The sequence below is a fragment of the Amycolatopsis sp. A1MSW2902 genome, assembly GCF_017312175.1.
Classification (GTDB): domain Bacteria; phylum Actinomycetota; class Actinomycetes; order Mycobacteriales; family Pseudonocardiaceae; genus Amycolatopsis; species Amycolatopsis nivea.
On record NZ_QJPO01000003.1, the window covers coordinates 374,610 to 399,997 of the forward strand.

The following is a 25,388-nucleotide window of genomic DNA, read 5'->3' on the forward strand; positions in this document are numbered from 1 at the left end:
CTACCCCGTCTCATTCCCCGGCGGCCGCCGCGGCGCCGAGATGTGCCGGTGCGGGACGGCTGAGTGCCCGGTCGACCACGTTCCGCAACACCTGCGCCACCACCGGGTCCACCCGGACGGCGCCGTTGAACGTCAGCGACGACGCGCTGAACACGAAACCGCCGCCGGGCAGCTCCTTGCACGCCATCGCGGCGCCCGCGCGGTCGGTCGGGTTCGTGCCCTGCGCGATGACCCCGCTCGGCGGCACCTCGCCGTCGAGGCCTTGGAGGGTGTCGAACTCCCAGGCGCTCGCCGCGCCGTTGCGGCCGTGCGCACCGAACTCGCTGCCGGCCGTCAGGCCGGTCCCGGCCAGGAACGGGTGGTCGCGCAGCACGCGGTACGGCGCGAAGGTCATCCAGCCGTCGTATTCGAAATTCACCCCTAGCAGCTGCGACTCCGGCAGGTCGTAGTGGTCGAGGAACAGGTCGCGGCTGCCGTCGGCGGCACGGAACGTCAGCGTGGTGCCCGCGGCGTCGAACTCCGCGCGTTCGTAGAGCTGGTTGCCGCCGGTGGCGATCACGCTGCCGCCGGCCGCGAGGTAGCCGGCCAGGTTGGTGCGCATGGCCATCGAGAAGTACTCCGGGTGCGAGCCGAGCACGACGGCGCTGTAGTCCTCGAGCCAGCCGCCGGTGTGCAGGTCGTGGTCGGTGTAGCAGTCGAACCCGACCTGCTCGGCGCTCAGCCAGCGCAGCAGTTCCAGATCGCTGTAGAGCTCCAGGTCGTACTGGCCTTTCGGCGCGATCAGCCAGGTGTAGCTGGGCCGCAGGAAAGAGATCACCCGCCGGACGCCGTCCTGGCCATCGGAGTACTGGTCGTGCCCGCTCCAGCCGTTGTACGCGTGGTAGGTGTTGGTCGGCAGGACCACGGCGATCTTCTGCGCGGGCGCCGCGGGCCGCACCACGAACGGGATGTGCTGCACCCGGCCGAACCGGCCGGTCAGCCGCGCCGCATACACCCCGGACGGCCAGGTCGCGGGGATGTCGGCGGCGTAGCGCTCGGCCCAGCCGCATCCGGCGGACCGGTAGTTCGCGCCCACCATCTGCAGACCGCCGGTGACGGTGGTCGTGCCGGTGACCGCCTCCGGGGTGTCCCCGCCGGGCGCGACGCGCACGAGCTGCGCGGTCACCGTGCTGAACGCCGTCGACAGCGCGATGGACACCCGCCCGCCGGCGGGCACGCTCTGCTGCTGCGGATACCCCTGCAACCCGGCGCTGCGTTCGACGGTGAACCCGTGCCCGACGACGATCCCGGTGCCGTTGTTGATCCAGCGCGGCCCGCCGTCGGTGTCGACCGTCTCGTGGTTGGTGAGGCGCAGTTCGACGAGATCGCCGTCGTCGCCCGGCACCGTCGAGTGGTCGATCCGGATGAGGTAGACCGCGCCGTTGCCGCCGCCGGCGAACAGGTCCCGGCGGAACAGCTCGAACCAGTCGTTGTCGCCGATCGCGATGGGCTGCCCGTTGTTCGCCCATCCGCTGCCGTCTCGGTAGCGGAACCAGGTGAGCGCGCCGGTGCCGCTGACCGCGTAGATGACGTTCGCGGTGTCGGAGAACAGATAGCGCGCGACGTTGAACCCGTCGCCGAGCGCCTGCGGAGTTTCGAAGGTGCCGTTGATCCGCCGCGACCGGTACAGGATCCCGTTGGCGTCCACGCACCAGATGACGCCGCCCGGTCCGCCGAAAATGCGCGGGAAGGCGTTGAATCCGGTGCCGACGACGACCCCAGTGCCGTTGTTGGCCCAGCTCCCCGCACCGGTGTCCAGGTTGGTGACGAGCCGCTGGTAGTACAGCACCGTCCCGTCCGCGCGCACGCCGTAAAGGACGCCGTTCAGATCGCCGAGCACCGTGACGAAGTCCTGCCAGCCGGACCCGATCAGCAGCCCGCTGCCCTGGTTGGCCCAGTCGAACGCGCCGGTGGCCCAGCCCCGGTGCCGGTACCAGTAAAGGGCGCCGTCCGCCTGCACGGCGTAGACGATCCCGTCGCCTCCGCCGACGAGCCTGCTCCAGCGCTGGTGCGGATCGAACGCTCCGGTTTCCAGCGCTGCTTCCGGACGTGCTTCCGCTGCTTCGGCGATCGGCAATGCCGGACGGCCGCTGAGAATCCCCATGTCTCCCCCAGGAGTTCGGTGTGCGTCCCCTCGCACACGTCTGATGGGGTAAACGCTCGTCCGCCCGCCGGGCGTTTACCCGGCGGCCGGACTACCACCCGATCAGCCCAACGGCTCAGCGGGCGAGGCGTTCGAGCAGGACGACGGTCACCGTGTCCCCGGCCTCCTTGCCGATCGCTTTCCGCAGCGAGGCGTTGACCGGGAGTTTGTGGGTGCCGTCGCCGAGCGCCATGAAGGAACTGCGGAACGGTTCGCCGTCGACGGTGCCGCGGACCTTCACCAGGCCGCGGGTGCCGAAGAACTCCGCGGACCCGGGCCAGATCAGGTACGTGTGGCCGCCTTTGGCCGGGCTCTTGCGCAGGGTCGCGGTGAATTTCTCGTCGAGTTCGCCGGTCTTCATCGGGTTCTCCTTCGGATCGGGCGGGACGTTCACCTCGAGGTACGAACCTGGCCGCGGGATTTCGACACGGTACCGGCGGATCCGCGGAAATACCCGGGAGCGCGCACGCCCGGCGCCGGAACGGTCACCCGTCCCGGCGCCGGACCGCTCCCCCTTTACCGCGTCCCGCGCCGGCCCCGCGCCGCCGCCGCCGGGACTGGGCCTCCGGTGATCGTGAACTGCGAGCCCGGTTCGCGGACCACGTCGCCGGTCGACGAGTTCGTGATCGTCACGTTCGACAGCGCCGCGCTGCCCCGGGCGCCGCTCATCGCGAGGATGCCCGCGCCGTTGTTGGACTTGTCGATCTTGACGTTGCTGATCGTCACGTCCGGCATCGAGCCGCCGCCGGTTTTGAATTGGATTCCGTCGTAGGTCGAATCGTGGATTTCCGTGTCCCGCAGCACGATGCCGGGGATGTCCTTGCCCTGGGCGAAGAACGTGATCGCGCCGAATTTCTGCTGTTCGCCCCAGAACACTCCGCCGCAGCGGTACAGGGCGTTGTTCGCGATCAAGGTCTGCCCGGAGAACGGCAGCGGATCGTGGTCGGTCGCCAGCATGATGCCCGGGTAGTTCATCGTGTCGGAGACCAGGTTGTTCTCGATCTTGTTCCCGTACCCGCCGTAGACCGCGATTCCGTTGGCCCGCCACGGAAGCTGGACGGTGTTGTTGCGGAACACGTTGTCGTGCGCGATGTCGACGGCCGGGTCCTTCACGTACTGGTTCGCCCAGACCGCGAGCGAATCGTCGCCGGTGGTGCGGAACGACGAGTTCACCACCCGCGAGTTCCGCGTGCCGTTGGTGAAGTTGATGCCGTCGGCGTAGGTGTCGCGGATCCGCATGCCGCTGAACTCCAGTCCGTCGGCCGGGCCCCACAGCGCCGGGATGTTGCTGTAGTCCCGGCCGACCCACACGCCCACGTTCGCGTGCTCGATCCACACGTTCGAGATCTTCGTGCCGGTGCCGAACCGGCCGTTCAGCCCGACGCCGCCTTCCGCCCCGCCGTCGCCGCCGCGGATCCGGCCGGAGCCGAAGATCGCCAGGTCGGAGATCTGGACGTTCTTGTCGATGTCGAACCCGAAGTTGCCCTCGTGCGGATGGTTGATGCCGCCCGCGTCCTGCGGCTGGATCAGCGAGTACAGCTGCGAGTACCACATCCCGGCGCCGCGGATCGTGGCGTTCGAGATGCCGATCTGGTTGTACTGCCCGCCGCCGTTGGGCACGTTCGGGTCGTCGGTCAGGATCTTGCGTTCCTGCCGCCACTGGCCCGGCGGGATCCAGACGCAGCTGATCACGCCGTTCTGGTCGTCGGTGACCGCGCGCTGGATCGCCGCCGAGTCGTCGATCCCGTCGCCGGGCACGGCGCCGTAGTCGGTGATCGACGTGCACCCGGCCGGTTTCGGCAGGGCAGGTGCGACCTGTTCGAGGTCGATCAGGTCGATGACGTAGTACGCGGCGGTGTCGCCGTTGTCGCGTTGCAACTTGAACTTCGTGCCCGGCGGGTACGACTGCGTCAGCAACGCGTGCGATTCGTCGAACAGCCGTCGCGCGTCGCCGCCGGGAGTGTTCGTCAGGCCTTCGGGATCGTCGGTGGTGCCGTAGAGCCAGCTGTGCGTGGACGACAGGTTCAGCTTCTGCGCGAAGGCGCCGTTGACGTACAGGCTGATCGTCGCGTCCTGTCCCCCGCCGCCGGGCGCGTCCGGGATCGAGTTGCGGACCACGATCGAGTTCGCCTGGTTCGTCGAGGTGAATTCCACGTACTGGCCCTGGTTCGCCAGGCGCACGGACTTCCGGCCGGACGATTCGGTGGCGAAGTTCGTGTGCCCGAACGTCCGCAGCGGATCGGTCTCCAGCAGTTGGCCTTGGTACTGCGCGGCTTCCGCTTCGTACTCCACGTACGGCAGCGCCGCGCCTCGGCCGACCACCATCGCCTGCGAAAGCGTGTTGTTGGCTTCGTTGGTTTCCTCGACCGTGTCGGTCGCGTCGGCCGTCGCGGTGAGGGTCGCGTTCGCGGCGGTCCACGTGCCGGCCAGTGCGACGTTCGCCGTGGCCCCGGCTGCGATCGCGGGGGTGTCGCCGTTCAGAGTGGTTTCACCGGCGGTCAGCCGGCTCACCGAGGCTCCCGCGCCGCTCGTGCCGCGGTTGTGCACGGCGACGGTGAACGACACCGGCGCGCCGACGGCCGGGTTCGGCGGGTTCGACGTGATGCCGGTGACCTCGAGATCCGGTCCCGGGGCCTGCGCGATCACCAGCTGCGTCGGCGCGGTGAACGTGTTGTTGGTTTCGTCCTGCTCGATCACTGAGTTGGCCGGGTCGACGGTGGCGGCCACCCGGTAGGTGCCCTGCGGTCGCTTGCCCGCCTGCACGGTCACCGTGGTGGACGCTCCGGCGGCGAGTGCACCGACCGGCGCGGACCCGAGGACGGTGCCGCCCAGGCTGACGTTGACCGTCGTCGCGGCGGCAGCGGCCGAACCCGCGTTTCGCACGGTCGCCGACACGGCGAGGTCGCTGCTTTCCGTCGGGTTCGACGGGGTCCAGGTCGTGTCGGTGACGACCAGGTCCGGGTTGGGCGCGGGCGTGCCGAGTACCTGGAATTCGGCGGCCTGCCCGCCGGGTGCGCCGGAATTGGCGAAGAACCGCAGCTGCACGTCCGAGGCGCGGCCGGTGACCGGGATCGTCACGATGTTCTGGTTGGCGGCCGGGTCGAAGCGGTAGTCGGCTCGTGCGGACAGCGTGGTGAACTCCCCTGCGCCCTGGGCGCGGCCGAGGATCTCGAAGTTCTGCGTCCGCGCGCCCCAGATCGGCTCCGGATTGAGCTTCACGACGACGGAAGACAGGTCGGCGTCGGCGCCGAGCTTTACTGTCAGGGTGTTCGGGTAGCCTGCGGAAGACTCCCAGTAAGTACCCGTGTTGTTGTCATTCGCGTTGGCGGCCGCGAACGCGCCGACCGTCGAGGACGCTTCGATCGGCTTGCCCGCGGCGAGGTTCTGGCCGGTCTGCGTCCCGGCCCGGACGACGTGGTTGCTGTCCGCGGACTCGTTCCCGGCCGCGTCCTTGGCGCGGACGAAGTACTCGATCCGCGTGCCCGCGGGCCGGTTCTCGGTGAACGCGGTGCCGGTGACCGTGGTGACGGGCGTGCCGTCGCGGTAGACGGTGTACCCGGTCACGCCGACGTCATCGGTCGACGCCGACCAGGTCAGCTTGACCTGCCCGGAGGCGGGTTCGGTCAGCGTCACGTTCACGGGGGCAGTCGGTGCCTGCGTGTCGCCGGTGTCCGGGCCGTACAGCTCGAACTCCGAGAGCTGCGCGGCGGGCCACTGCGTGTTCGCGGTGACGTCCAGCCGTACGTAACGCGCGGACGCGGTCACCGGAATGGTCACCGTGCCGGAGGCGAATGTGTAGCCGGTCGAGCGGATCAGGTCGGTGAACGACGTGCCGTCGGCGCTGCCGCGCACGGTGAGCGTCTGGGTGCGGGATTCCCAGGTGGAAGGCAGTTTCAGCACGATCCGCGAGAGCGGCTTGACGGAGCCGAGGTCGGCTTGGATCCATTGCGGGAAGGCGTTGTTGGCCGATTCCCAGTAGGTGGCTTGGTTGCCGTCGAAGGCGTTGGCGACCGGATAGCCGGGCTGCACGCTGCTCGCCGAGACCGTGCGCGTCAACGGCACGTCGGCGGCGTTCGGAGCCGGACCTGGTGAGGGGCCGCCGGCCGCGGCGGCTGGGGTGAGGCCTGCCGCGAGCAGCCCTGCGGCGAGGAATCCGGTGACGAGCCGGGACAAACGCATGCGTGTCATGGCATCTCTTCTTTCGCGGGGACGGGGAGAAGGGACGGGTGCCCGCCGGGACGACCCGGCGGGCACCCGCGCGCTCAGCTGCGGTTGATCGTGAACGTGGTCGTCGTGTTCCGGATGTCCTGGTCGTTGTCGCTCAACGCGAGCCCGGTGAACGTCGCCGACCCGACCGCCGGGCCCTGGCCGGGTTCGGGCAGTTCGTTGGCCCAGATCCCGATGCCGGACTTGGCGTCGAACTCGTCGCCGCTGCGGTGCGCCCCGCTGATCGACACGTTCGTCAGCACCGTGTCCTGGACCGGGTTCTCCGGCTGGCTGCCGTCGTATTTGGTCTGGAACATGATGCCGCTGTAGGTCGGGCTCTGGATGTCCACATCGGACACCCGGATGCCGCGGAACTCCTTGGACGCGGAGAACATCCAGATCGCCGGGAACGTCTGCTTGCCCCAGAAATGGCCGCCGGTGCGGACGAGCGAGGCGTTCTGGACAGTTGTCGGCTGCGGGCCGAACCCGAGGAACGGGTAGCCGAAGTCGAGCGAGCTGAGCGTGATCCCGGAGTACGTCAGCGTGTCCGCGATGTAGAGGTTCCGGAAGGTGTTGTTGTACCCGCCGTACACCGCGATGCCCGCCGCGCGCCACGGAAGCAGCGCGGTCAGGTTCTCGAACACGTTGTCGTACTGGTTGCCCTGGTTGAGGTCCGTGGCGGCGAACAACGCGAAGCTGTCGTCGCCGGTGGACCGGGCCTCGTTGTTGGTGACGTGGTTTCCGGTGCTGCCGTTGGTGAAGTTGACGCCGTCGGCGAACGTGTCGCGGATGCGGGAGTTCTTCACCGTGGAGTTGTCCACATTGGTCGCCCAGAGCAGGCACATCTGGTGCTCCACCCAGATGTTGTCGATGGTCATGTTGGTGACGCCGGTGAAGTTGAAGACCTTGCCCGGGCCGTCGATGCGGGACGTGTAGTTCCCGAACACGGAGAACCCGCTGAAGGTCGACCCGCTCGCGCTGGCCTGCGCGTCGAATCCGATGTCGGTGTTCTCCTGCCCGGCCGGCGCGGTGAACCTGGTGAACCACGGCCCGGCGCCGAGCACCGTGACCGGCTTGCCGTACACGGTGACCTTGCTCGTCATCGGGTACTGCCCGGCCGGAAGGTAGACGCCGGTGAGGTTCGGGTCCTGGCGGACCTTGTCCAGCGCGGCCTGCACGTCCTGCTGGCTGAACGCGGCCGGGACCGCGTAGTGCGCCGGATCCGGGTTCGCGGTCGCGGTGGCGAGCTCGAAGTTCACGAAGTCGATCGCGTAGTTCGAGCTGTTCGCGGCGTCCTTCTGCAGTTTGATCTTGTGCCCGGCGGGGACCGTCGTGCCGAGCAGCATGCTGGCCTCGTCGTAGATGTGGCGGGCCGGTCCGGCGCCCGGCGAGTTGCCCGGCGAGGCTTCGGCGCCGTAGAGCCACGCGTAATGCGAGGTCAGGTCGATGGCCTTGAGGAACGTGCCGTCGACGTAGACGTTCAGCGTCGAGTTCTGCCCGCCGCCGCCCGCGGCGTCCGGCATCGAGAACCGGGTGACGAGCGTGTTGGTCGCCGCGCGCGTGGTGAACTCGACCGAGGAGCCGGTCGCGTTCAGCGTCACGGCTTTGCGGCCCGACGCCTCGCCCGCGAGATCGCCGATCGTCCGATTCGGACCGATCACCGCCGCACCGCCCGCGACGACGCCGTCCTCGGCTTCGTACATGTCGTACGGCATGTTGGCGCCGCGGCCGACGAACAGCGATTGGGTGCTGGTGTTGTTGCCCTGCTTAGCCGGCAGCTCATTGGCATCGTTCGCGACGACGGTTTTCACCGTGTACCGGCCGTTCGCGGCGGTCCAGTTCCCGAGGTTGACCGACGCGGTGTCGCCGGGCGCGAGAACACCGGCGGAGGTACCGCTCAACGTCTTGACGACCGTGCCGTTCTGGTCGGCGACCGTGACCGTGACGCCGTGGGCGCCGTCCGCCGAGGCGACTGTGCCTTGGTTGCGCAGGGTCGCGGTGAAGGTCACCGTGTTGCCCGCCGCCGGATTGTTCGGCGACCACGCGGTGGCCGCGACGAGGTCGGAACTCTGCACCGGGCTGACGACCAGCGGCGCCGAACTGGTGTAGGAGTTGTTGTCCTCGTTCTGCTCGACGACGGTGTTGGCCTCGTCGACCTTCGCGGTCACGTCGTAACTGCCCGCGTCCCGGGCGCCGATGTCCGCCGACACCGTCGCGGACGCTCCGGCCGCGAGCGCGCCGACCGCCGCCGTGCCGACCTTCGTCTTGCCCAGGTACAGGTTGACGTCGGTCGCGCCCGAGGCGGCCGTCCCGGCGTTGCGGACGGTCGCCGACGCGGTGATCGCGTCGGTCTCCACCGGTTTCTGCGGCGTCCAGGACACGGCCGAGACCGTCAGGTCCGGGTTCGGCGCGGGCACGCCGAAGACCTGGAATTCCGCCGCCTGGCCGCCGCCCGCGCCGGAGTTGGCGGTGAAGCGCAAGCGGACGTCGCTGGCCCGGCCGTTGACCGGGATGGTCACGAGGTTGCCGCTCGCCGGGTCGAAGGTGTACGGCTGCGCGGGCGCCAGCGTGGTGAAGTCCGTCGCGCCCTGGTCGCGGCCCTCGACGGCGATTGTCTGCGTCCGTGTGCTCCACGCCGGGTCCGGGTTGAGCTTCACGACGACCCGGTCGAGGTCGGCGTGCGCGCCGAGCGCGACGGTCAGCAGGTTCGGGTACGCCCCGCTGCCCTCCCAGTACGTGGTCGCCGAGTCGTCGTTCGCGTTGGCCGCGACGTAGGTCTGCTGGGTCGACGAGGCCGTGATCGGCTTGTGCAGCGCGAGATTCGTGCCGCTCTGGGTGCCGTTGCGGGTCACCGTGGCGCTGTTCGCCGACTGGTTGCCCGCCGCGTCGCGAGCGCGCACGTAATACGCGACGCTCGCGCTGGCGGGCTGATTGTCGGTGTACGTCAGCACATCCCCCGCGACGCTGCCGCGGAGCTGGCCGTTGGCGTACACGTCATAACCGGTGACGCCGGTGTTGTCCGTGGACGCCGACCAGGTCAGCCGGATCTGGCCGCTCGCCGGTTCGGTGTAGGCGAGGTTGCCGGGCGCGGACGGCGGCTGTGTGTCGCCGCCCGCCGGGCCGTGCACCTCGAATTCCGACAATTGCGCGGCGGGCCAGCCGGTGTTGGCGGTGATGTTCAGCCGGACGTAGCGCGTGTTGCCGGTGACGTTCACCGTGACCGTGTTGCCGGTCGCCGGGTCGAACCGGTAACCGGCCGACGGCACGAGGTCGCTGAAGCTCGCTCCGTTCGCGCTGCCCTGCACCGCGAAGGTTTCGGTGCGGGCTTCCCAGTTCGCGGGGAGTTTGAGCACGAGCTGGGCGACGTTCGTCGCGGCGCCGAGATCGGCCTGAATCCATTGGGGGAACTGATTGTTCGCGCTTTCCCAGTAGGTGGCCTGGTTGCCGTCGCCCACGTTGGCGACGGGATAGCCGGGGAGCTGGCTGCTCGCGGTGTACGTCGCGGTGGCGGCTTGGGCGGCGGGCTGGACAGCTGGCTTGGCGGCGAGGGTCGGCGCGGCGCTCGCCGGCCAGGCGGGCGCGGTCAGGAGCAGGGACAGGGCGGCGATCGCGGCGCGCGCGAGCAGTCGCTTCGTTCTCATGGGGTTCCTCTGATCCAAGGAGGAGGGAGACGACTCGGGCAGAAGCGCCCCGCGTGGCGCGGGACGGCGGGGACCAGGGAGCGGACCGGCGGGGCGCCGGGTCCGGGGGCGCACGAGAACAGCGCGGAGCAGTCGGCATGGCACCTCTTCGTTGAGGCTGGGCAGGACGCTGGCGCGATTGCCCGGGATCTCGTCAGGTATTTTCACTGATTCGTTCAAGAATTACAGCCGACCGCCGCCGGTAAGTCAACGCCGTTCGTCGATCCGCGGCGTGCGCGACCAGCGGTTTCACCGGGAGAGCAAGCAAACCGCCCGCCTCGTCGGAAACTTGCGCTGGTTTGCGGTAACTTTCACTCATGACACGTCGTCTTGCCGAAGTCGCCCGCCAGGTCGGGGTCAGCGAAGCCACGGTCAGCCGGGTGCTCAACGGCAAGGCCGGGGTGTCCGCGAGCACCCGGGCCGCCGTGCTCACCGCGCTGGACGTGCTGGGCTACGAGCGGCCGACGCAGCTGCGCGGCGAGCGGGCCCGGCTCGTCGGGCTGGTGCTGCCCGAGCTGCAGAACCCGATTTTCCCGGCATTGGCCGAGGTCATGGGCAACGCGCTGGCGCAGCAGGGCTTCACGCCGGTGCTGTGCACGCGGACCGCGGGCGGGGTGTCGGAGGCGGAGTACGTCGAGATGCTGCTGCAGCAGCAGGTGTCCGGCGTGGTGTTCGCCGGCGGGATGTACGCGCAGGCCGACGCCGCGCACACGCACTACCACCACCTCGTGGAACGCCGGCTGCCGACAGTGCTGATCAACGCGGCGGTCGACCACCTCGGGCTGCCGCAGGTGTCGTGCGACGACGCGGTGGCCGTCGAGCAGGCGGTCGGGCACTTGAGCTCGCTCGGCCACGAAAAGATCGGCCTGGTGCTGGGGCCGAGCGACCACGTGCCGTCGCGGCGCAAGCTCGAGGCGTTCCGGGTGCACGCCGCGAAACTCGGGCTCCCGGTGCTCGACGAACTGGTGGAGCACGGGATGTTCTCCATCGAAGGCGGGCACGCGGCCGCGGCGCGGCTGTACCCGCGCGGCGCCACGGCGGTGCTGTGCGCGAGCGATCCGCTGGCGCTGGGCGCGATCCGCGCGGCCCGGCGGCAGGGGCTGTCCGTGCCGGGCGACATTTCGGTGGTCGGCTACGACGACTCGGCGCTCATGAACTGCACCGACCCGCCGCTGACCACGACCCGCCAGCCGATCGAGGCGATGGGCCGGGCGGTGGTCGAACTGCTGGTGAAACGCATCAACGGCGGCGAGGTCGCGGTGGAGGAGCTGCTGTTCGCGCCGGAACTGGTGGTGCGCGGGTCCACCGCCCGCCGGACAGCGTGAGCGACTGTCCATAAATTGCAGATTCTCATCTGATTCTTGCGGAGACGTCGTCTGCGGCTCTAGGGTGACCGCCATCACCTGCTGTGCTCCCCCGCGAGATGAGGCTTGAGATGAGCAGACCCTGGTCCCCCGCCGTTCCCCGCCGGACGTTCGCCCTGCTCGCCGCGGCGGGCCTGCTCCTGGGCGCCAGCGCGTGCGGGGGCGGCGGCGATCCGGGGAGCTCCGCCGGGGGCAAGGTCACCATCACCGTCACCGGCCAGCCGCCGACAAGCCAGCCGTTCGAACGCGGCGTGTTCGACGCCGACGTCAAGGAATTCGAGGCGACGCACCCGAATATCCGCATCGAACCGCACGAAGGGTTCATGGACCCGAAGACGTTCGGCGCGAAGCTGGCGGGCGGGCAGCTCGAAGACGTCTACTACGTCTACTTCACCGATCCCGCGCAGATCATCGCGCGGCACCAGGCCGCCGACATCACCGAAGCGGTCAAGAAAGTCCCGCACATCAACGACCTCAAACCCGAACTGCTCGACAATTTCCGCGGCCCGAATGGCAAGCTCTACGGCCTGCCGACGATGAATTACACGATGGGCCTGCTCTACAGCCGCCCGTTGTTCCAGAAGGCCGGGCTCGACCCGGACAAGCCGCCGCGGACCTGGGACGAGGTGCGCGCGGCGGCCAAGAAGATTTCCGCGCTGGGCAACGGAATCGTCGGATACGCCGACTACAGCAAGAACAACCAGGGCGGCTGGCACCTCACCGGCTGGCTCGCGTCGATGGGCGGCTCCGTCGCGCGCAAGGACGGCAGCAAATGGGTCGCCGATTTCGACAACGAAAAAGGCAAAGCCGCGCTCGCCATGCTCCACGACCTGCGCTGGACCGACGATTCCATGGGCAGCAAGCAATTACTGGAAGCCCAGGACGTGCAGCGGATGATGGGCGCGGGCCAGCTCGGCATGTACATGGCCGCCCCGGACAACGTCCCCGTGCTCGTCAAGCAGTTCAACGGCAAGTACGAGGACTACGGCATCGCCGGGATGCCGGACGGCAAGGGCACGCTGCTCGGCGGCGAGGGCTACATGATCAACCCGAAGGCGTCGCCGGAGAAGATCAAGGCCGGTCTCGAGTGGATCCAGTGGAAGTACCTCAACCCGGACCGGTTCGAGAAGCACATCAAGCAGTACGTCGACGGCAAGCAGCCGGTCGGGCTCCCGGCCGAGCCGACTCCCGACGTCTGGCAGGGCGCGGTGCGCGACCAGCAGCTGGCACTGAAGGCCAAGTACGCCAACGTCCCCGCGCGGAACTACCAGTCCTATGTGGACTCCACAGGCACGATCAAGGGCAGCGTCGAACCGCCGAACGCACAGCAGGTCTACGCGATCCTGGACAGCGTGATGCAGGCGGTGCTCACCGATCGGAACGCGAATATCGACCAGCAGCTCTCGTCCGCCGCGGCGAAGGTCACCAGTGTCCTCGCCCAGGTCAAGTAGCCTCCTCGCCTGGCCCGCGACGTCCTCGTCGCCGGCCAGGCGACCGGCCGCCTCCCCCGCCGCGCGGCGCCGGGCCCGGCTGCGCCGCAAGCTCAAGGAGAACCTCAGCGCCTACGGCCTGCTCTGCGCCGCGCTGGTCGTGTTCGCGATGTTCTCCTGGTACCCGATCGTGCGCGGGGTGCTGCTGAGCTTCCAGCAGGTCGACTTCGTGAACCCGCCCACCTGGGTCGGGCTCGACAACTTCGCCCGGCTGTTCGCGGACCCGCTGTTCGGCGTCGCCTGGCGGAACACGCTGCTGTTCACCGGTCTCGCGCTGGTTTTCGGGTTCGCGGTCCCGTTCCTGACCGCGGTGCTGCTCAACGAGATGCGGCACGCCCGCGCGTTCTTCCGGCTCGCGGTGTACCTGCCGGTGATGCTGCCGCCGGTGGTGACCGCGCTGATGTGGAAGTGGTTCTACGACCCGGGTTCCGGCCTGTTCAACTCCGCGCTCGGCGCGCTCGGCCTGTCCGGGCCGCAGTGGCTCGATTCGAGCGGCACCGCGATGCTGTCGCTGGTGTTCGTCTCGACCTGGGCGAACATGGGCAGCACCACGCTGATCTACCTGGCCGCGCTCGGCACGATCCCCGGCGAACTGTACGAGGCCGCGGAACTCGACGGGGCCGGGATGTGGAAACGGCTGCGGCACGTGACGTTCCCGCAGACCCGGTTCGTCCTGCTGATGCTCCTGCTGCTGCAGATCGTCGCGACCATGCAGGTGTTCACCGAACCGTACGTGATGACCGGCGGCGGCCCGGACGATTCGACGGTGACCGTGCTCCTGCTGCTCTACCGCTATGCCTTCGTCTACAACGACTTCGGCTCGGCGAGCGCGATGAGCCTGCTGCTGTTCCTGGCGCTCGGCGTGTTCTCGGCGCTGTACGTCCGGCTGACCAGGAAGGCGGACCAGGCATGAGGACGCTCGTCTCGCCCGGCGCGCTGCGCAGCCGCCGCGGCAAGGTGGTCTACGGCGTCGTTTTCGCCTGCACGCTCCTGGTGTTCGTGCTCGCCTTCCTGTTCCCGCTGTACTGGGCGGTGACCGGGGCGATGAAGACGCCGCAGGAACTGGCGCAGACCCCGGCGACGCTCGTCCCGCACGAGTGGCATCCGGAGACCTTCGGCGAGGCCTGGGACCAGCTGAACCTCGGCAAGTACTTCCTCAACACCCTGGTCGTCGCGGGCGGCGCGTGGCTGGCGCAGATGGCCATCGACGTGCCCGCCGCCTTCGCGCTGTCGAAGCTGCGGCCGAAGTTCGGCAACGCCGTCCTCGGGATCATGCTCGCCACCCTGATGCTGCCCGCGGCCGCGTTGCTGGTGCCGACCTACGTCACCATCACCGATCTGCCGCTGCTGCACCTGAACCTGATCGACTCGCCCGCCGCGGTCTGGCTGCCCGCCGCCGCGAACGCGTTCAACGTCTACGTGCTGAAACGGTTCTTCGACCGGATCCCGGACGAGCTGATCGAGGCCGCGCGGCTCGACGGCGCCGGACCGGTGCGCACGCTGTGGCGGATCGTGCTGCCGATCTCGCGGCCGATCCTGGCCGTGGTGTCGATCCTCGCGGTGGTCACCGCGTGGAAGGACTTCATCTGGCCGCTGCTGGTGTTCCCGGACAGCGGCAAGCAGACGCTTTCGGTGATGCTGCAACGGGTCGCCATCGACATGCCGCTCAACGTGCTGACCGCCGGGATGGTGCTCGCCAGCCTGCCGATGGTGGCGCTGTTCCTGGTGTTCCAGCGGCAGATCCTGTCCGGGCTCACCGCGGGCGGGCTCAAGGGCTGAGCCCGTCCCGCACCTCTCGCTTTCCCCCACCACGAGGAGGGTTTTTCCGTGACCGCATCGCGAAGACAAGACAGCTGGTGGCGCACCGCGGCGATCTACCAGATCTACGTCCGCAGTTTCGCCGACGGCAACGGCGACGGCATCGGCGATCTCGCCGGCGTCCGCGCCCGGCTCGACCACCTGGCCGCGCTCGGCGTCGACACGCTCTGGTTCACCCCGTGGTACCCGTCGCCGATGGACGACGGCGGCTACGACGTCGCCGATTTCCGCGACATCGACCCGCTTTTCGGCTCGCTCGCCGAGGCCGAGGCATTGATCGCCGAGGCGCACGGACGCGGCCTGCGGGTGATCATCGACATCGTGCCGAACCATTGTTCCGACGAGCACCGCTGGTTCCGCGAGGCACTCGCCGCCGGGCCGGGTTCGCTTGAGCGGCAACGGTTCTGGTTCCGTCCGGGCCGCGGCCCGGACGGCGCCGAGCCGCCGAACAACTGGAAGTCGCGCTTCGGCGGATCCGCCTGGACGCGGGTGCCGGACGGCGAGTGGTACCTGCACCTCTACAGCTCGCGGCAGCCGGATTTCAACTGGGACAACCAGGACGTGCGCGCGGAATTCGAGGACGTCCTGCGGTTCTGGTTCGACCGCGGCGCGGACGGCTTCCGCATCGACGTCGCCGACGGGCTGGTGAAGGACGCGCGGCTGCCGGACGTCGAGGCGGGCGACGAGACGCCGTTCTCCGATCAGGAGGGGCTGCACGAGATCTACCGGTCGTGGCGCAAGATCGCCGACAGCTACCCGGGCGAGCGCGTGCTGGTCGGCGAGATGTGGCTGCCGGACATGTCCCGCACCGCGCGGTACCTGCGCCGCGACGAGCTGCATTCGGCGTTCAACTTCGATTTCCTGGTCTGCCCGTGGGACTCCGCGCGCTTCCGGGAGGTCATCGAGCGGACGCTGGAAGCGCACGACGCCGTCGGCGCGCCGCCCGCCTGGGTGCTGTCGAACCACGACGTCACCCGGCACGTCACGCGGTACGGGCGCGCGGGCGACACCGGGTTTTCGTTCGCGGACCGGCTGCACGGCAGTTCGGTGGACCTGGTGCTGGGCACCCGGCGCGCCCGCGCGGCGGCGTTGCTGACCATGGCGCTGCCCGGCGGGATGTACGTCTACCAGGGCGAAGAGCTGGGGCTGTGGGAGGTCGAGGACATTCCCGCCGAACTGCGGCAGGACCCGGTGTGGACGCGCACGAACGGCGCCGACCCCGGCCGGGACGGCTGCCGGGTGCCGCTGCCGTGGTCCGGCGACGCGCCGCCGTTCAGCTTCGGCCCCGGCGGCGCGTGGCTGCCGCAACCCGCGGAATGGCAGGCGTACACAGCGGAAGCGCAAGCGGGCGACCCGGCGTCGATGCTCAGCCTGTACCGCGCCGGACTGCGGCTGCGCGCGAATCTCAGCGGAGAGCTCGAGTGGCTTTCGCTCGGTGACGGCGTGCTGGCTTTCCGCCGGGGACCGGGATTCACGTTCGTCCTCAACTTCTCCGGCGCCCCGGTCCCGCTGCCGCCGCACGCGGAAATCCTGCTGGCCAGCGACCCGGTGACCGCCGAACTGCCGACGGACACGGCGGTCTGGCTGCGCTCCTGACCCTCGCTCGCGAAAAGCCGATCACCGCTGCGGTGGTCGGCTTTTCGCGGTGCTCCGCTGAGCGGGATCTCCTTGACAGCACCCCAGTGCGCGCCGACGATGATTCATCAGATGTATCGGCCACTCGCTTGCCCTGATTCCCCGGATGATCGAGAAATTCCGCGCTAGGCATCGGACCACTGGACTTCACTGTGGAGGTTCCATGACGACCTATCCTCGTCGGCACGCACTCGGCATGGCACTCGGCGGCGCGGTGCTGCTCGGACTGCCGAGCACCGCGGCAGCGGCGGGCGGGCCGGCGCAGCCGGTGGTGACGGACGGGGCGGGCGCGCCGGTCGTGCCGCCGCCCCCGCCGGTGCCGGTCCCGCTCGACACGTGGTTCGACAACGACGGCATCGACTCCGCGAGCGCGCACGACGGGAACTTCGACGGCTCCGGCTACACCTTCCCGGCGGAGCAGATCCCGGCGGGCAGCACGGTCACCGCGGGCGGCGTGCCGTATCTGCTCGGCTCGGCGGCGGCCGGGGCGAAGAACAACGTCATCGCGCTCGGCCAGCGCATCGACCTGCCGAAAGGCCGGTATTACGGCGCCGCGTTCCTCGTCGCGTGCAGTTACGGCAGCACCGGAGGCGACGCGACCGTCCACTACGCCGACGGCAGCACCAGCACCGCCACCCTGTCCGGCTCCGACTGGTGGGGCTCCGGCGGCGCCGTCGTCTCGGCCTTCCGCTACGGCCCGGGCGGCGTCACCGACCAGAACCCGGTGTCGATCAGCACCGCGCAGGTGTGGATCGACCCGGCGCGCGAGGCGGTCGCGCTGACTCTGCCCAAGACCGCCGCACCGGCGGTGAACGTGGCGAGCCTGCACGTGTTCGCCTTGACGCTGCAGCCGATCGCGCAAGGCCGTTCGGCGACGGTCCTCGACGCCCGGGCGACCGCGAACCTGCTGCAGGACGGCGGTCCGCAGGCGGTCGAGGCGACGATCGTCAACACCGGCACCGTCTGGCTCGAAACACGCGACCGGATCACCGTCACGCTCGACGTCCCGGGCGGCCGGGTGCGCACGCCCGCGCCGATCCCCCGCCTCGCGCCCGGCGAACAGACCACGGTGCGGCTCGGCCTCACCGCCGACCGCGGCCTGCCCGCGGGGACTCCGGCGACCGGCCGGATCCGGGTGCTCGCCGACCGGTCGACGATCGCCACCCGGACCCTGCCGGTGCCGCTCGGCATCCCGGATTTCCGGCCGACCGACGCGTCGCTGTCCGCGCACCGCGCGCCGTATTGGTTCTGCGACGCCAAATTCGGCATCTTCATCCACTGGGGCGTGTACTCGGTGCCCGCGTGGGCTCCGGTCGGGCAGCAGTACGCCGAGTGGTACTGGAACAACCAGCAAGATCCCCACGGAGCGACCTACGCCTATCACGCGAAGACGTACGGCGAATCCTTCGTCTACGACGATTTCATCCCGAAGTTCACCGCCGCCCGGTTCGATCCGCGTTCGTGGGTGCATCTGATCGAAGACGCGGGCGCGCAGTACTACGTGCTCACGTCCAAGCATCACGACGGTTTTGCCTTGTGGGACACCAAAGTCAGCGGCCGCAACGCCAAGAAGCTAGGCCCGCGCCGCGACCTCGTCGCCGACCTGTTCGCCGCCTCGCGCAAGTACACGCCGGGCCTGCGCAACGGCCTGTATTTCTCGCTGCCGGAATGGTTCAACCCGGACAACCCGTGGATGGGCCACGCGCCGCGCAATCCGTACACCGGCGCGCCGCTGCCCTACACCGGGTACACCGCCGGACGCGATTTCGTGAAGGACCTCCAGGCGCCGCAGGTGCTGGAGCTGATCTCCGGCTTCGACCCGGATGTCCTGTGGTTCGACATCGGCGGCGTGAACGACAGCCGCGAAGTGCTCACCGAATACTTCAACCGGGCCAAGAACCGGCGTCGCCCCAAGGACGTCACGTACAACGACCGCGGCGGCATCCCGGACCACGACTTCACCACGCCGGAGTACACGACGTACCCGAACACCGCCGTCGCCAACTGGGAGTCGAGCCGGGGTCTGGACCCGTTCTCCTACGGCTACAACCGCGCGACGCCGGACGACAAGTACATGACCACCGACGACGTGGTGCACACGCTGGTCGATGTGGTGTCGAAGAACGGCAACTTCCTGCTGGACATCGGCCCCGATTACGACGGCACCATCCCGGCGGTGATGCAGCAGCGGATGCGCGAGACCGGAGCCTGGCTGCGCACCAACGGGGAAGCGATCTACGGCACCACGTACTGGTCACGCATGGCGCAACTCGCCGACCTGCGGTTCACCGTGCGGCCCGGTTCGGCGTTCTATGTCATGTCGCTCGTCGCGCCCGGCTCGCAGCTCGTGGTCGACGCCCCGGTCCCGATCCGCCGCGGCGACCGCGTGAGCATGCTCGGCTACGGCGGTCCGCTGCACTGGAGTCAGAGCGACGGCCGGCTGGTCATCGACGTTCCGGCGGCGGCGCGTGCGGCGGGGAAGCACGCGTGGGTGTTCAAAGTGGACTGGCGCTGAAACTGACCGGGGCGGTCCGCGACGGGCCGCCCCGGCAACCGCTCTCCCGGTCTTGCGCGCGGGCCGCCACGTCGGCGTCCGAGCAGAATCCGCGGCCGCTGCGCTTCAGACACAGCAGCCCCAGCAACCGGCCGCTCGCGTCCACCACCGCCAGCCTGCGCCGCGACATCCCCAGCCACGTCGCGTACAGGTCGGCTTCCGGAGCCACGACCCGGCCGGTCAACTGGCCCGCCCGGTACGCCGGAAGCGCGTCCGGCTGCCCGTCCAGATCCGGCCGTTCCACGACGCTCAGCAGCGTTCCCCCGGAAACGACCAGCGCGGCGTGCACGTGATCGTCCGCGAAGAGCGCGCGCACCTCGTCGACCGTCGCCGACACGTCGAGCACCTTCGGCGCCCGGAGCATCGCCTCGCCGACGGTCGACGCGCCGCGGAAATCCGGTTCCGTCACTGCGGGTTGTTCCACTCCGCGTCAGCCTGGTCCTCCGCCTTCGTGCGTTCGCGCGCCAGTTCCAGCGCCCGCCGCGCGGTGGCCTCGTCCGGGTACGGGCCGAGCCGGTCGACGCCGCGCGCTTGGCGGCCGCGCTCGACCTCGTTCGTGCGGGTGTTGTAGTACCACTCTTCAGACATCGTCAGCTCCCAAGAGAATCGATCGAGCGCACCGAATCGACCCGCAGCGCCTGCATCGCCGTGACCAGCTCGGCCAGGTCCCGCGGATCGGTCAGCGTCCGGTCGGTCAGTTCCCGGATCCGGCGCAACCGGTACCGGACGGTATTGGCGTGGCAGTGCAGCACCTGCCCGGCGCGTTCGGAGGAGCCGCCGTGCGCGAAGTACGCGTCCAGCGTCTCCAGCAGCACGTCGCGTTCCTCGGCGGGAAGTTCCAGCACCGCCCCGAAGACCTGCTCCCCCAGCCGGCGGCCCTCGTCCGGGTCGTAGGCGACGAACGCGGCCAGCGGGCTCGGGTCGAACGCGCGGACCTCGCCCCGTTCGGGCGGGATGCCGGACAGCGCCGTGCGCGCCAGGTGGACCGCGCGCGGGGTTTCGGTCAGCGAGCGGAACAGCGGGCTGACACCGGTGCGGGCCAGCGCCAGCTCCCGAAGCAGGCCGAGCATCGTGTCGTACTGCTCCTCGCGCAGCGAAACCACGCCGGCCTGCAGCGTCGGCGACAGATGCCACGCCGACACGATGCCGAGCTGGCCGAGCCGCCGCTCGACGCCGACCAGGCTTTCTTCGGCCAGCCCGCGCGTCTCGGCGGCGACCACGGTCAGCTTGCCGTCCAGCGACAGGCCGAGCAGCCGTCCCGCCTCCCACGGCCCGGAATCGGAGCCGCGCGCGCCGGTCAGCAGCGCCTCGGCCAGCGCGGACCGCCGCCGCTGCTGCGCGACCAGCAGTTCCGCGCTCGCCGCCCGGTACGCCTCGGTGACGCGGACCGCGTGCTCGTCGGTGACCTGCCACAACAGGCTCGCGACGTCGATCAGCACGTCGGTGCTCCCGGTTTCGCGGGCGCGGCCCACGAGCAGGTCCCACAGCATCGCGCAGGCGATCCGGTACACCTGCAGCACCTCGGGCAGCGGCGCGCCCTGGTGCGCCCGGCGGCGGCCGGTCTCCTTCGGCGCGCGCTGGTCCGGGGCCTCGCCGCCGCTGAGCGCGTCGACCATGAACCGGAGGTTCACCGCGATCGAGCGGTGCAGGTCGGCGCGCGGGACGATGTTCTCGTCCCGGTACATCCCGATCCGCTCGCAGCTCGCCGCGCAGACGTCGTCGATCAGCCGGGGCAGCCGTTCGTCGGCCCAGGCGACGAGCTCGGTCAGGGCGGCGGTCCGCACAGCGTTTTCCTCCCGGTCGGCCACGTCCGGGATCGTACCCGCGTCCCGGAGCGGCCGCCCACGCGGATTTCCCTCCCGGGGAAACGTTCTCCGTTTTCCCGCGCATTTTGTGGACCGGCACAGAAATGTTTGTCGCGCTCCACAATAAGCCTGTTCGCATTCCCCGCCCGGATGCCCGGAGCGGGCCGTCGTGCTTGAATCGACAGGGAAGCACAGACGCGGTCGAGAGGGTTACGGTGGACGAGCAGCGCGAGGGTCAGCCGGAGTTCAAGCCATACCACCACCCGGCCGCGGGCTGGGGCGCGGCGAAAAGCGTGACGCAGTTCCTCGTCCGGGAACGGGAACTCGTCGCCGGACCGCGCGCGATCGTGAAGATGAACCACGAGAACGGCGGCTTCGACTGCCCGGGCTGCGCGTGGCCGGACGACACCAAGGGCCTGCATCTCGACATTTGCGAAAACGGGATCAAGCACGTCACCTGGGAGATGACGCGGAAACGCGTCGGCGCGGAATTCTTCGCCGCGCACACCGTGTCCGAACTGGACGGCTGGAGCGACACCGCGCTCGAGGCGCAGGGCAGGCTCACCGAACCGCTGCGCTACGACGAGAATACCGACCGGTACGTGCCGATCTCGTGGGCCAAGGCGTTCGAGCTGGTCGGCGCGACGCTGCGCGGCCTCGACTCCCCTGACCAGGCCGCGTTCTACACCTCCGGACGGCTCGGCAACGAGGCGACTTTCCTGTACCAGCTGTGGGCGCGGGAGTTCGGCACGAACAACCTGCCGGACTGCTCGAACATGTGCCACGAGGCGAGCGGCCGCGCGCTGCAGGCCGCCCTCGGCACCGGCAAGGGCACCGCGGACATCCACGACTGGGAAGCCGCCGACGCGCTGTTCATCATGGGCGTGAACGCGGCGTCGAACGCGCCCCGGATGCTCACCGCGCTCGCCGAAGCGCACCGGCGCGGCGCGCAGATCGTGCACGTCAACCCGCTGGTCGAGGCCGGGGCCACGCGCACGATCATCCCGCACGACTTCGTCCGGATGGCGACCTTCCAGGCGACCCCGACGTCCACGCTCAACCTCCAGCCGCGCATCGGCGGCGACCTGGCGTTCATCCGCGGCATGGCGAAAGCCCTGCTGGAGATGGCGGAAACCGATCCCGGGGCGATCGACTCGGAGTTCCTGGAGACCTACACCAGCGGCGTCGAGAAGTACCGGGTCGTCTGCGAAACCACGTCCTGGGCCGAACTGGAGCGGCAGTCCGGGCTGGCCGAGTCCGAAATCCGCGCGGCGGCGAAGATCTACCGCGACGCCGGCCGGTCGGTCATCAGCTGGTGCCTCGGCGTGACCCAGCACGAACACGGGGTGGACACCGTCCGCGAGATCGTGAATCTGTTGCTGCTGCGCGGAAACATCGGCCGCCCCGGGACCGGTCCGTCGCCGGTGCGCGGGCACAGCAACGTGCAGGGCAACCGCACCTGCGGCATCGACCACCGCCCGGCGCCGGAGTTCCTCGACAAGCTCGCCGAGGTCTGCGGCATCGACCCGCCGCGCCACCACGGGCTCGACACGGTCGGCACGATCGAAGCGATGCACCGCGGCGACGTGCGCGTATTCGTCGGCATGGGCGGCAACTTCGCCCTCGCCGCGCCCGACACGCCCTACACCGCGGCCGGGCTGCGCAAGTGCGAACTGACCGTGCAGGTCAGCACCAAACTCAACCGCAGCCACCTCGAACACGGCAAGCAGGCGCTGATCCTGCCCTGCCTCGGCCGGACCGAAAAGGACTTCCAGACGGCCGGGCTGCAGTCGACTTCCGTCGAGGACGCGATGAGCATGGTCCACCTGTCCACCGGCATGAAGAAGCCCGCCTCGCCGCACCTGCTGTCCGAACCCGCGATCATCGCCGGGATGGCGAGCGCGACGCTGCCGGAAAGCCCGACGCCGTGGGATGATTACGTCGGCGACTACGACCGGATCCGCGACACGATGGCGCGGGTGCTGGACGGTTTCGAGGACTTCAACACGCGGGTCCGGCAGCCTCTGGGCTTCCGCATCCACCAGGCCGCGCGCGAACGGGTCTTCCACACGCCGTCCGAACGGGCCGAGTTCTCCACCGCGGAGTTGCCGGACGTGGTCCCCGCCGCCGGGACGCTGGCGCTGGGCACGATGCGCTCGCACGACCAGTGGAACACGACGATTTATTCGGACGACGACCGGTACCGGGGCATCAAGAACCTCCGCACGCTGGTGTTTTTGAACGCCGAGGACATGCGGGACCGGGGGTTGAGCGAGTTCGACGAGGTGGACATCACGGCCACGGCGAAGGACGGGACGACACGTTCGGTGCAGCGCTATCGGGCGATCCCGTACGACATCCCGCGCGGGTGTGCGGCGGGGTATATGCCGGAGATGAACGTGTTGTGCGCCATTGGTGATTACAGCACGCAGAGCGATCAGCCGCTGATGAAGCATCTCAAGGTTACGGTCGAACGCTCCGCCTGAGCGCCGCGGTCCGGCACGGGGCGCGGACCAGCACCGCCGCCCCGATGCCCGCCGCCACGCCTACCAGGGTGTCCGCCACCCGCGCCGTCAGCAGCGTCGCGGGGGCGGCGGGGGCGGCCAGTTCCGTCATCACCAGGATCAGCGGCGTGAAGAACCCCAGCGCGATCCCGTAATGCCGGGACATGAACAGCTCCGTCGGGAACAGCAGCACGACCACCGCCAACGCCAGCGGCGCGGCCGCGAATCCCGGCAAGAGCAGCAAGGCCGTGACGACCAGTCCGGCGAGCGTCCCGACAACCCGGTGCGCGCTGCGGTCCAGCACGCTGCGCAGGCCGGGATGCAACCGGCTGCGCGGATCCGCCGCTGCCAGCGGGACCGCCGCCGAGGCCATCGCCCAGTTCGCGTGATCCACGCCGAGCAGCAGACCGACCGCGCCCGCGGCGGCGATCGCCAGCGCGTACCGGGCGGCGTGCACGACCGCACAGGCGGCACCGCATTCCGGGGCGCACGTGGGCGTCCCCGGCGTGGGCGGGCGTTCCGGACCGGTCAGTCCAATGAGGACACAACCAGCGATTGTGCCCGCACACAAGGCGATTCCGACCCACGGTTCGACCCGCCCGGCGGGCACCAACGCGATCGCACCGAGCGCGAAGATGCCGAAGAACGGTCCGCGCGGGCTCAAGTCCAGGCGATTCGTCACCAGTGCGCAGCCGAACGAGAACGTGGCCTCGGTGACGACCAGCAGCCAAGGCGGCGCGTGACAGGCGGACAGCAGCACACCCAGTGAGACGCCGCTCAGGAGCACCGCACCCGCCTGGAGCTGGTGCCGGAAGCGGAGTGCGCGCGATTCGGCGCGGCCGTACATCCCGGCGAACGAACCGAACGCGGCGAAAATGATCAAGTCCGGACGGCCCGCCGCGAGCAGCGCCAGCCCAGGAATCAGCAGCCCGGCCGCGACCCGGCCGGCATGCCACCATTCGCCGCCGTCGAACGAGCGCGCGGCTGCGGCCGCGGTCGCCACCGGCACCTGTCCTCCGCTTGATCGTCTGACGGGAAGTCACCGGGATCGGCCGGTTGTCTTACGATACCTGCGCGAAGGGCGGGAGAAGGCCAGATTGTGGGGCGCCACAACAATGTCTGCGCCGTCAGCCAAGCTGGCCGAGAGTGCGGACGACGTTCTGGTCCACGATGTCCAGCATCGCTTCCCGGTGCGGGAAGTCGCCGTCGAGCAACCGCAATGGGCCCGCGACGAGGGACAAATACATCGCGAGGCGATAGAACCGCATTCGGCGGTCATCCAGGCTCGCAGCATGGAAATAGCGATAGTTTTCACCGAAGCGCAATTCCAGGAAAACGTGTTCCCATTCGACGTCGAAGAACATCGCGCCCTCGATGTCGATGAGCACCGGCTGGTCGTGCTCGTCGACGAGGACATGGTCAGGGCCCAGTTCGCCGTGGATCAACCCGTACTCGGTGCGTGGCTCCACTGCTGCGTGCCGTTCCCCGAGCAGCGAGGCGAGGAGGTGTTCGACGGCCGCGATCTCCGGCACCCGGGCGGCGGCCTGGGCGAGGTGATCCAATGCGCGGCGCAGCACAACGTCTTGCACCGGCAAGCCCGGCTTATCGGCACCCGGACGGCCGTAGTGAGCACGCCGGGTGCGGTGCAGGGACCGGACCGCGTCGCCGAGGCGGGCCAGCACGCGCGGCCGGTCCCCGAGGGTTTCCAGCGTGCCGCCGCGCACGTCCTCGACCACCGCGACGTCACCGGCGAGGAGGGTTTTGCTGCGGTCGAGCAGGACGACCCGCGGCACCCGGACGCCAGCCCCGGACAGCGCGGCGTGCGCGGCCTCGAACAACCCGATGCCGGTGCTGTGCCCGAAGGGATCGCTGTGGTCGGGCGATGCCGCGTCCGGCCAGTAGTCCTCGTCGGCGCTCCAGACGTAGGCGACGCTGGTCGTGCGGTCGTCGAGCGTCAGCCGGTAGACGCCCTTCTTCGAACCGCCGCGCAATCGTTCCGCCGACACCAATTCGCGGGCGCCGAACGCCGCGCGCGCCACCTCGGCCAGGTCGTGACGGCCGAGCCTCCCCCGGGGTTCGCTCACTTTCGCACCCTACCCCCGCGCCGCATGTCACTCTTGGCGGGAAACGTGGTACTCCCTGCCGCTGGC

Annotated in this window: 16 protein-coding genes; 7 read left to right on the forward strand and 9 right to left on the reverse strand. The window is 69.5% G+C overall.

The window, feature by feature from the left end:
* Positions 1-10: 10 nt before the first annotated feature.
* The 4 genes from DMP23_RS44870 to DMP23_RS44885 all read right to left on the reverse strand — a co-directional run bounded on the left by DMP23_RS44870 (position 11) and on the right by DMP23_RS44885 (position 10,029).
* Entirely contained in the window at positions 11-2,143 is a 2,133-nt protein-coding gene (locus tag DMP23_RS44870) for a N,N-dimethylformamidase beta subunit family domain-containing protein (protein WP_337824868.1), read from the reverse strand.
* Between the two features lie 115 nt (positions 2,144-2,258).
* The gene (locus DMP23_RS44875) at positions 2,259-2,543 is read right to left on the reverse strand and encodes a DUF1905 domain-containing protein (RefSeq protein WP_037813387.1); all 285 of its coding nucleotides are present in this window, start codon (positions 2,541-2,543) and stop codon (positions 2,259-2,261) included.
* Between the two features lie 155 nt (positions 2,544-2,698).
* Positions 2,699-6,370 (reverse strand): CARDB domain-containing protein, encoded by a 3,672-nt coding sequence (locus DMP23_RS44880; RefSeq protein WP_337824869.1) that lies wholly within the window; start codon positions 6,368-6,370, stop codon positions 2,699-2,701.
* Between the two features lie 74 nt (positions 6,371-6,444).
* Complete coding sequence (locus DMP23_RS44885) at positions 6,445-10,029, reverse strand: discoidin domain-containing protein (RefSeq protein WP_337824870.1); 3,585 nt, start codon at positions 10,027-10,029, stop codon at positions 6,445-6,447.
* Positions 10,030-10,385: 356 nt separating this feature from the next.
* Here DMP23_RS44885 and DMP23_RS44890 point away from each other — a divergent pair, with 356 nt between their 5' ends.
* The 6 genes from DMP23_RS44890 (at position 10,386) to DMP23_RS44915 (ending at position 18,890) form a co-directional block, all read left to right on the forward strand.
* On the forward strand, positions 10,386-11,393 hold the full coding sequence (locus tag DMP23_RS44890) for a LacI family DNA-binding transcriptional regulator (RefSeq protein ID WP_037812904.1): 1,008 nt from the start codon (positions 10,386-10,388) through the stop codon (positions 11,391-11,393).
* A gap of 110 nt (positions 11,394-11,503) precedes the next feature.
* Positions 11,504-12,883, forward strand: a complete 1,380-nt coding sequence (locus DMP23_RS44895; protein WP_337824871.1) for an ABC transporter substrate-binding protein — start codon at positions 11,504-11,506, stop codon at positions 12,881-12,883.
* Positions 12,861-13,835, forward strand: a complete 975-nt coding sequence (locus tag DMP23_RS44900; RefSeq protein WP_337824872.1) for a carbohydrate ABC transporter permease — start codon at positions 12,861-12,863, stop codon at positions 13,833-13,835. Before DMP23_RS44895 ends, DMP23_RS44900 begins: the two co-directional genes overlap by 23 nt.
* On the forward strand, positions 13,832-14,701 hold the full coding sequence (locus tag DMP23_RS44905) for a carbohydrate ABC transporter permease (protein ID WP_037812911.1): 870 nt from the start codon (positions 13,832-13,834) through the stop codon (positions 14,699-14,701). The genes DMP23_RS44900 and DMP23_RS44905 overlap by 4 nt, the downstream gene beginning before the upstream one ends.
* A 48-nt stretch (positions 14,702-14,749) precedes the next feature.
* Entirely contained in the window at positions 14,750-16,336 is a 1,587-nt protein-coding gene (locus DMP23_RS44910) for a glycoside hydrolase family 13 protein (protein ID WP_337824873.1), read from the forward strand.
* Positions 16,337-16,538: 202 nt separating this feature from the next.
* Positions 16,539-18,890: an alpha-L-fucosidase gene (locus tag DMP23_RS44915; protein ID WP_337824874.1), complete on the forward strand. Its 2,352-nt coding sequence runs from the start codon at positions 16,539-16,541 to the stop codon at positions 18,888-18,890.
* Here DMP23_RS44915 and DMP23_RS44920 read toward each other — a convergent pair.
* From DMP23_RS44920 to DMP23_RS44930, 3 genes are read right to left on the reverse strand one after another with little or no spacing between them, the layout of a single operon-like run.
* A complete protein-coding gene (locus DMP23_RS44920; protein ID WP_337824875.1) occupies positions 18,871-19,338 on the reverse strand; it encodes a CBS domain-containing protein in 468 nt (155 codons plus the stop codon). The genes DMP23_RS44915 and DMP23_RS44920 overlap by 20 nt on opposite strands.
* Entirely contained in the window at positions 19,335-19,517 is a 183-nt protein-coding gene (locus DMP23_RS44925; RefSeq protein WP_037812919.1) for a hypothetical protein, read from the reverse strand. The genes DMP23_RS44920 and DMP23_RS44925 overlap by 4 nt, the downstream gene beginning before the upstream one ends.
* Positions 19,518-19,519: 2 nt before the next feature.
* The gene (locus DMP23_RS44930) at positions 19,520-20,737 is read right to left on the reverse strand and encodes a PucR family transcriptional regulator (protein ID WP_337824876.1); all 1,218 of its coding nucleotides are present in this window, start codon (positions 20,735-20,737) and stop codon (positions 19,520-19,522) included.
* Positions 20,738-20,949: 212 nt separating this feature from the next.
* Between DMP23_RS44930 and DMP23_RS44935 the strand changes: the two genes are divergently transcribed.
* Positions 20,950-23,220: an FdhF/YdeP family oxidoreductase gene (locus DMP23_RS44935; protein ID WP_337824877.1), complete on the forward strand. Its 2,271-nt coding sequence runs from the start codon at positions 20,950-20,952 to the stop codon at positions 23,218-23,220.
* Here the strand turns inward: DMP23_RS44935 and DMP23_RS44940 are convergent.
* Positions 23,198-24,247, reverse strand: a complete 1,050-nt coding sequence (locus DMP23_RS44940; protein ID WP_337824878.1) for an FUSC family protein — start codon at positions 24,245-24,247, stop codon at positions 23,198-23,200. The two genes, DMP23_RS44935 and DMP23_RS44940, sit on opposite strands and share 23 nt — an antisense overlap.
* A 118-nt stretch (positions 24,248-24,365) precedes the next feature.
* Positions 24,366-25,322 carry a phosphotransferase family protein gene (locus DMP23_RS44945; RefSeq protein ID WP_337824879.1) on the reverse strand — a complete coding sequence of 319 codons (957 nt, stop codon included), beginning with the start codon at positions 25,320-25,322 and terminating at the stop codon, positions 24,366-24,368.
* Positions 25,323-25,388 lie beyond the last annotated feature (66 nt).

Excerpts from the sequence above, each read along its gene's own strand:
- DMP23_RS44870 (WP_337824868.1), bottom strand. The coding sequence starts at position 2,143 with ATGGGGATTCTCAGCGGCCGTCCGGCATTGCCGATCGCCGAAGCAGCG.
- DMP23_RS44890 (WP_037812904.1), top strand. The coding sequence starts at position 10,386 with ATGACACGTCGTCTTGCCGAAGTCGCCCGCCAGGTCGGGGTCAGCGAA.
- DMP23_RS44915 (WP_337824874.1), top strand. The coding sequence starts at position 16,539 with ATGACGACCTATCCTCGTCGGCACGCACTCGGCATGGCACTCGGCGGC.
- DMP23_RS44925 (WP_037812919.1), bottom strand. The coding sequence starts at position 19,517 with ATGTCTGAAGAGTGGTACTACAACACCCGCACGAACGAGGTCGAGCGC.
- DMP23_RS44880 (WP_337824869.1), bottom strand. The coding sequence starts at position 6,370 with ATGACACGCATGCGTTTGTCCCGGCTCGTCACCGGATTCCTCGCCGCA.
- DMP23_RS44875 (WP_037813387.1), bottom strand. The coding sequence starts at position 2,543 with ATGAAGACCGGCGAACTCGACGAGAAATTCACCGCGACCCTGCGCAAG.
- DMP23_RS44905 (WP_037812911.1), top strand. The coding sequence starts at position 13,832 with ATGAGGACGCTCGTCTCGCCCGGCGCGCTGCGCAGCCGCCGCGGCAAG.
- DMP23_RS44895 (WP_337824871.1), top strand. The coding sequence starts at position 11,504 with ATGAGCAGACCCTGGTCCCCCGCCGTTCCCCGCCGGACGTTCGCCCTG.
- DMP23_RS44885 (WP_337824870.1), bottom strand. The coding sequence starts at position 10,029 with ATGAGAACGAAGCGACTGCTCGCGCGCGCCGCGATCGCCGCCCTGTCC.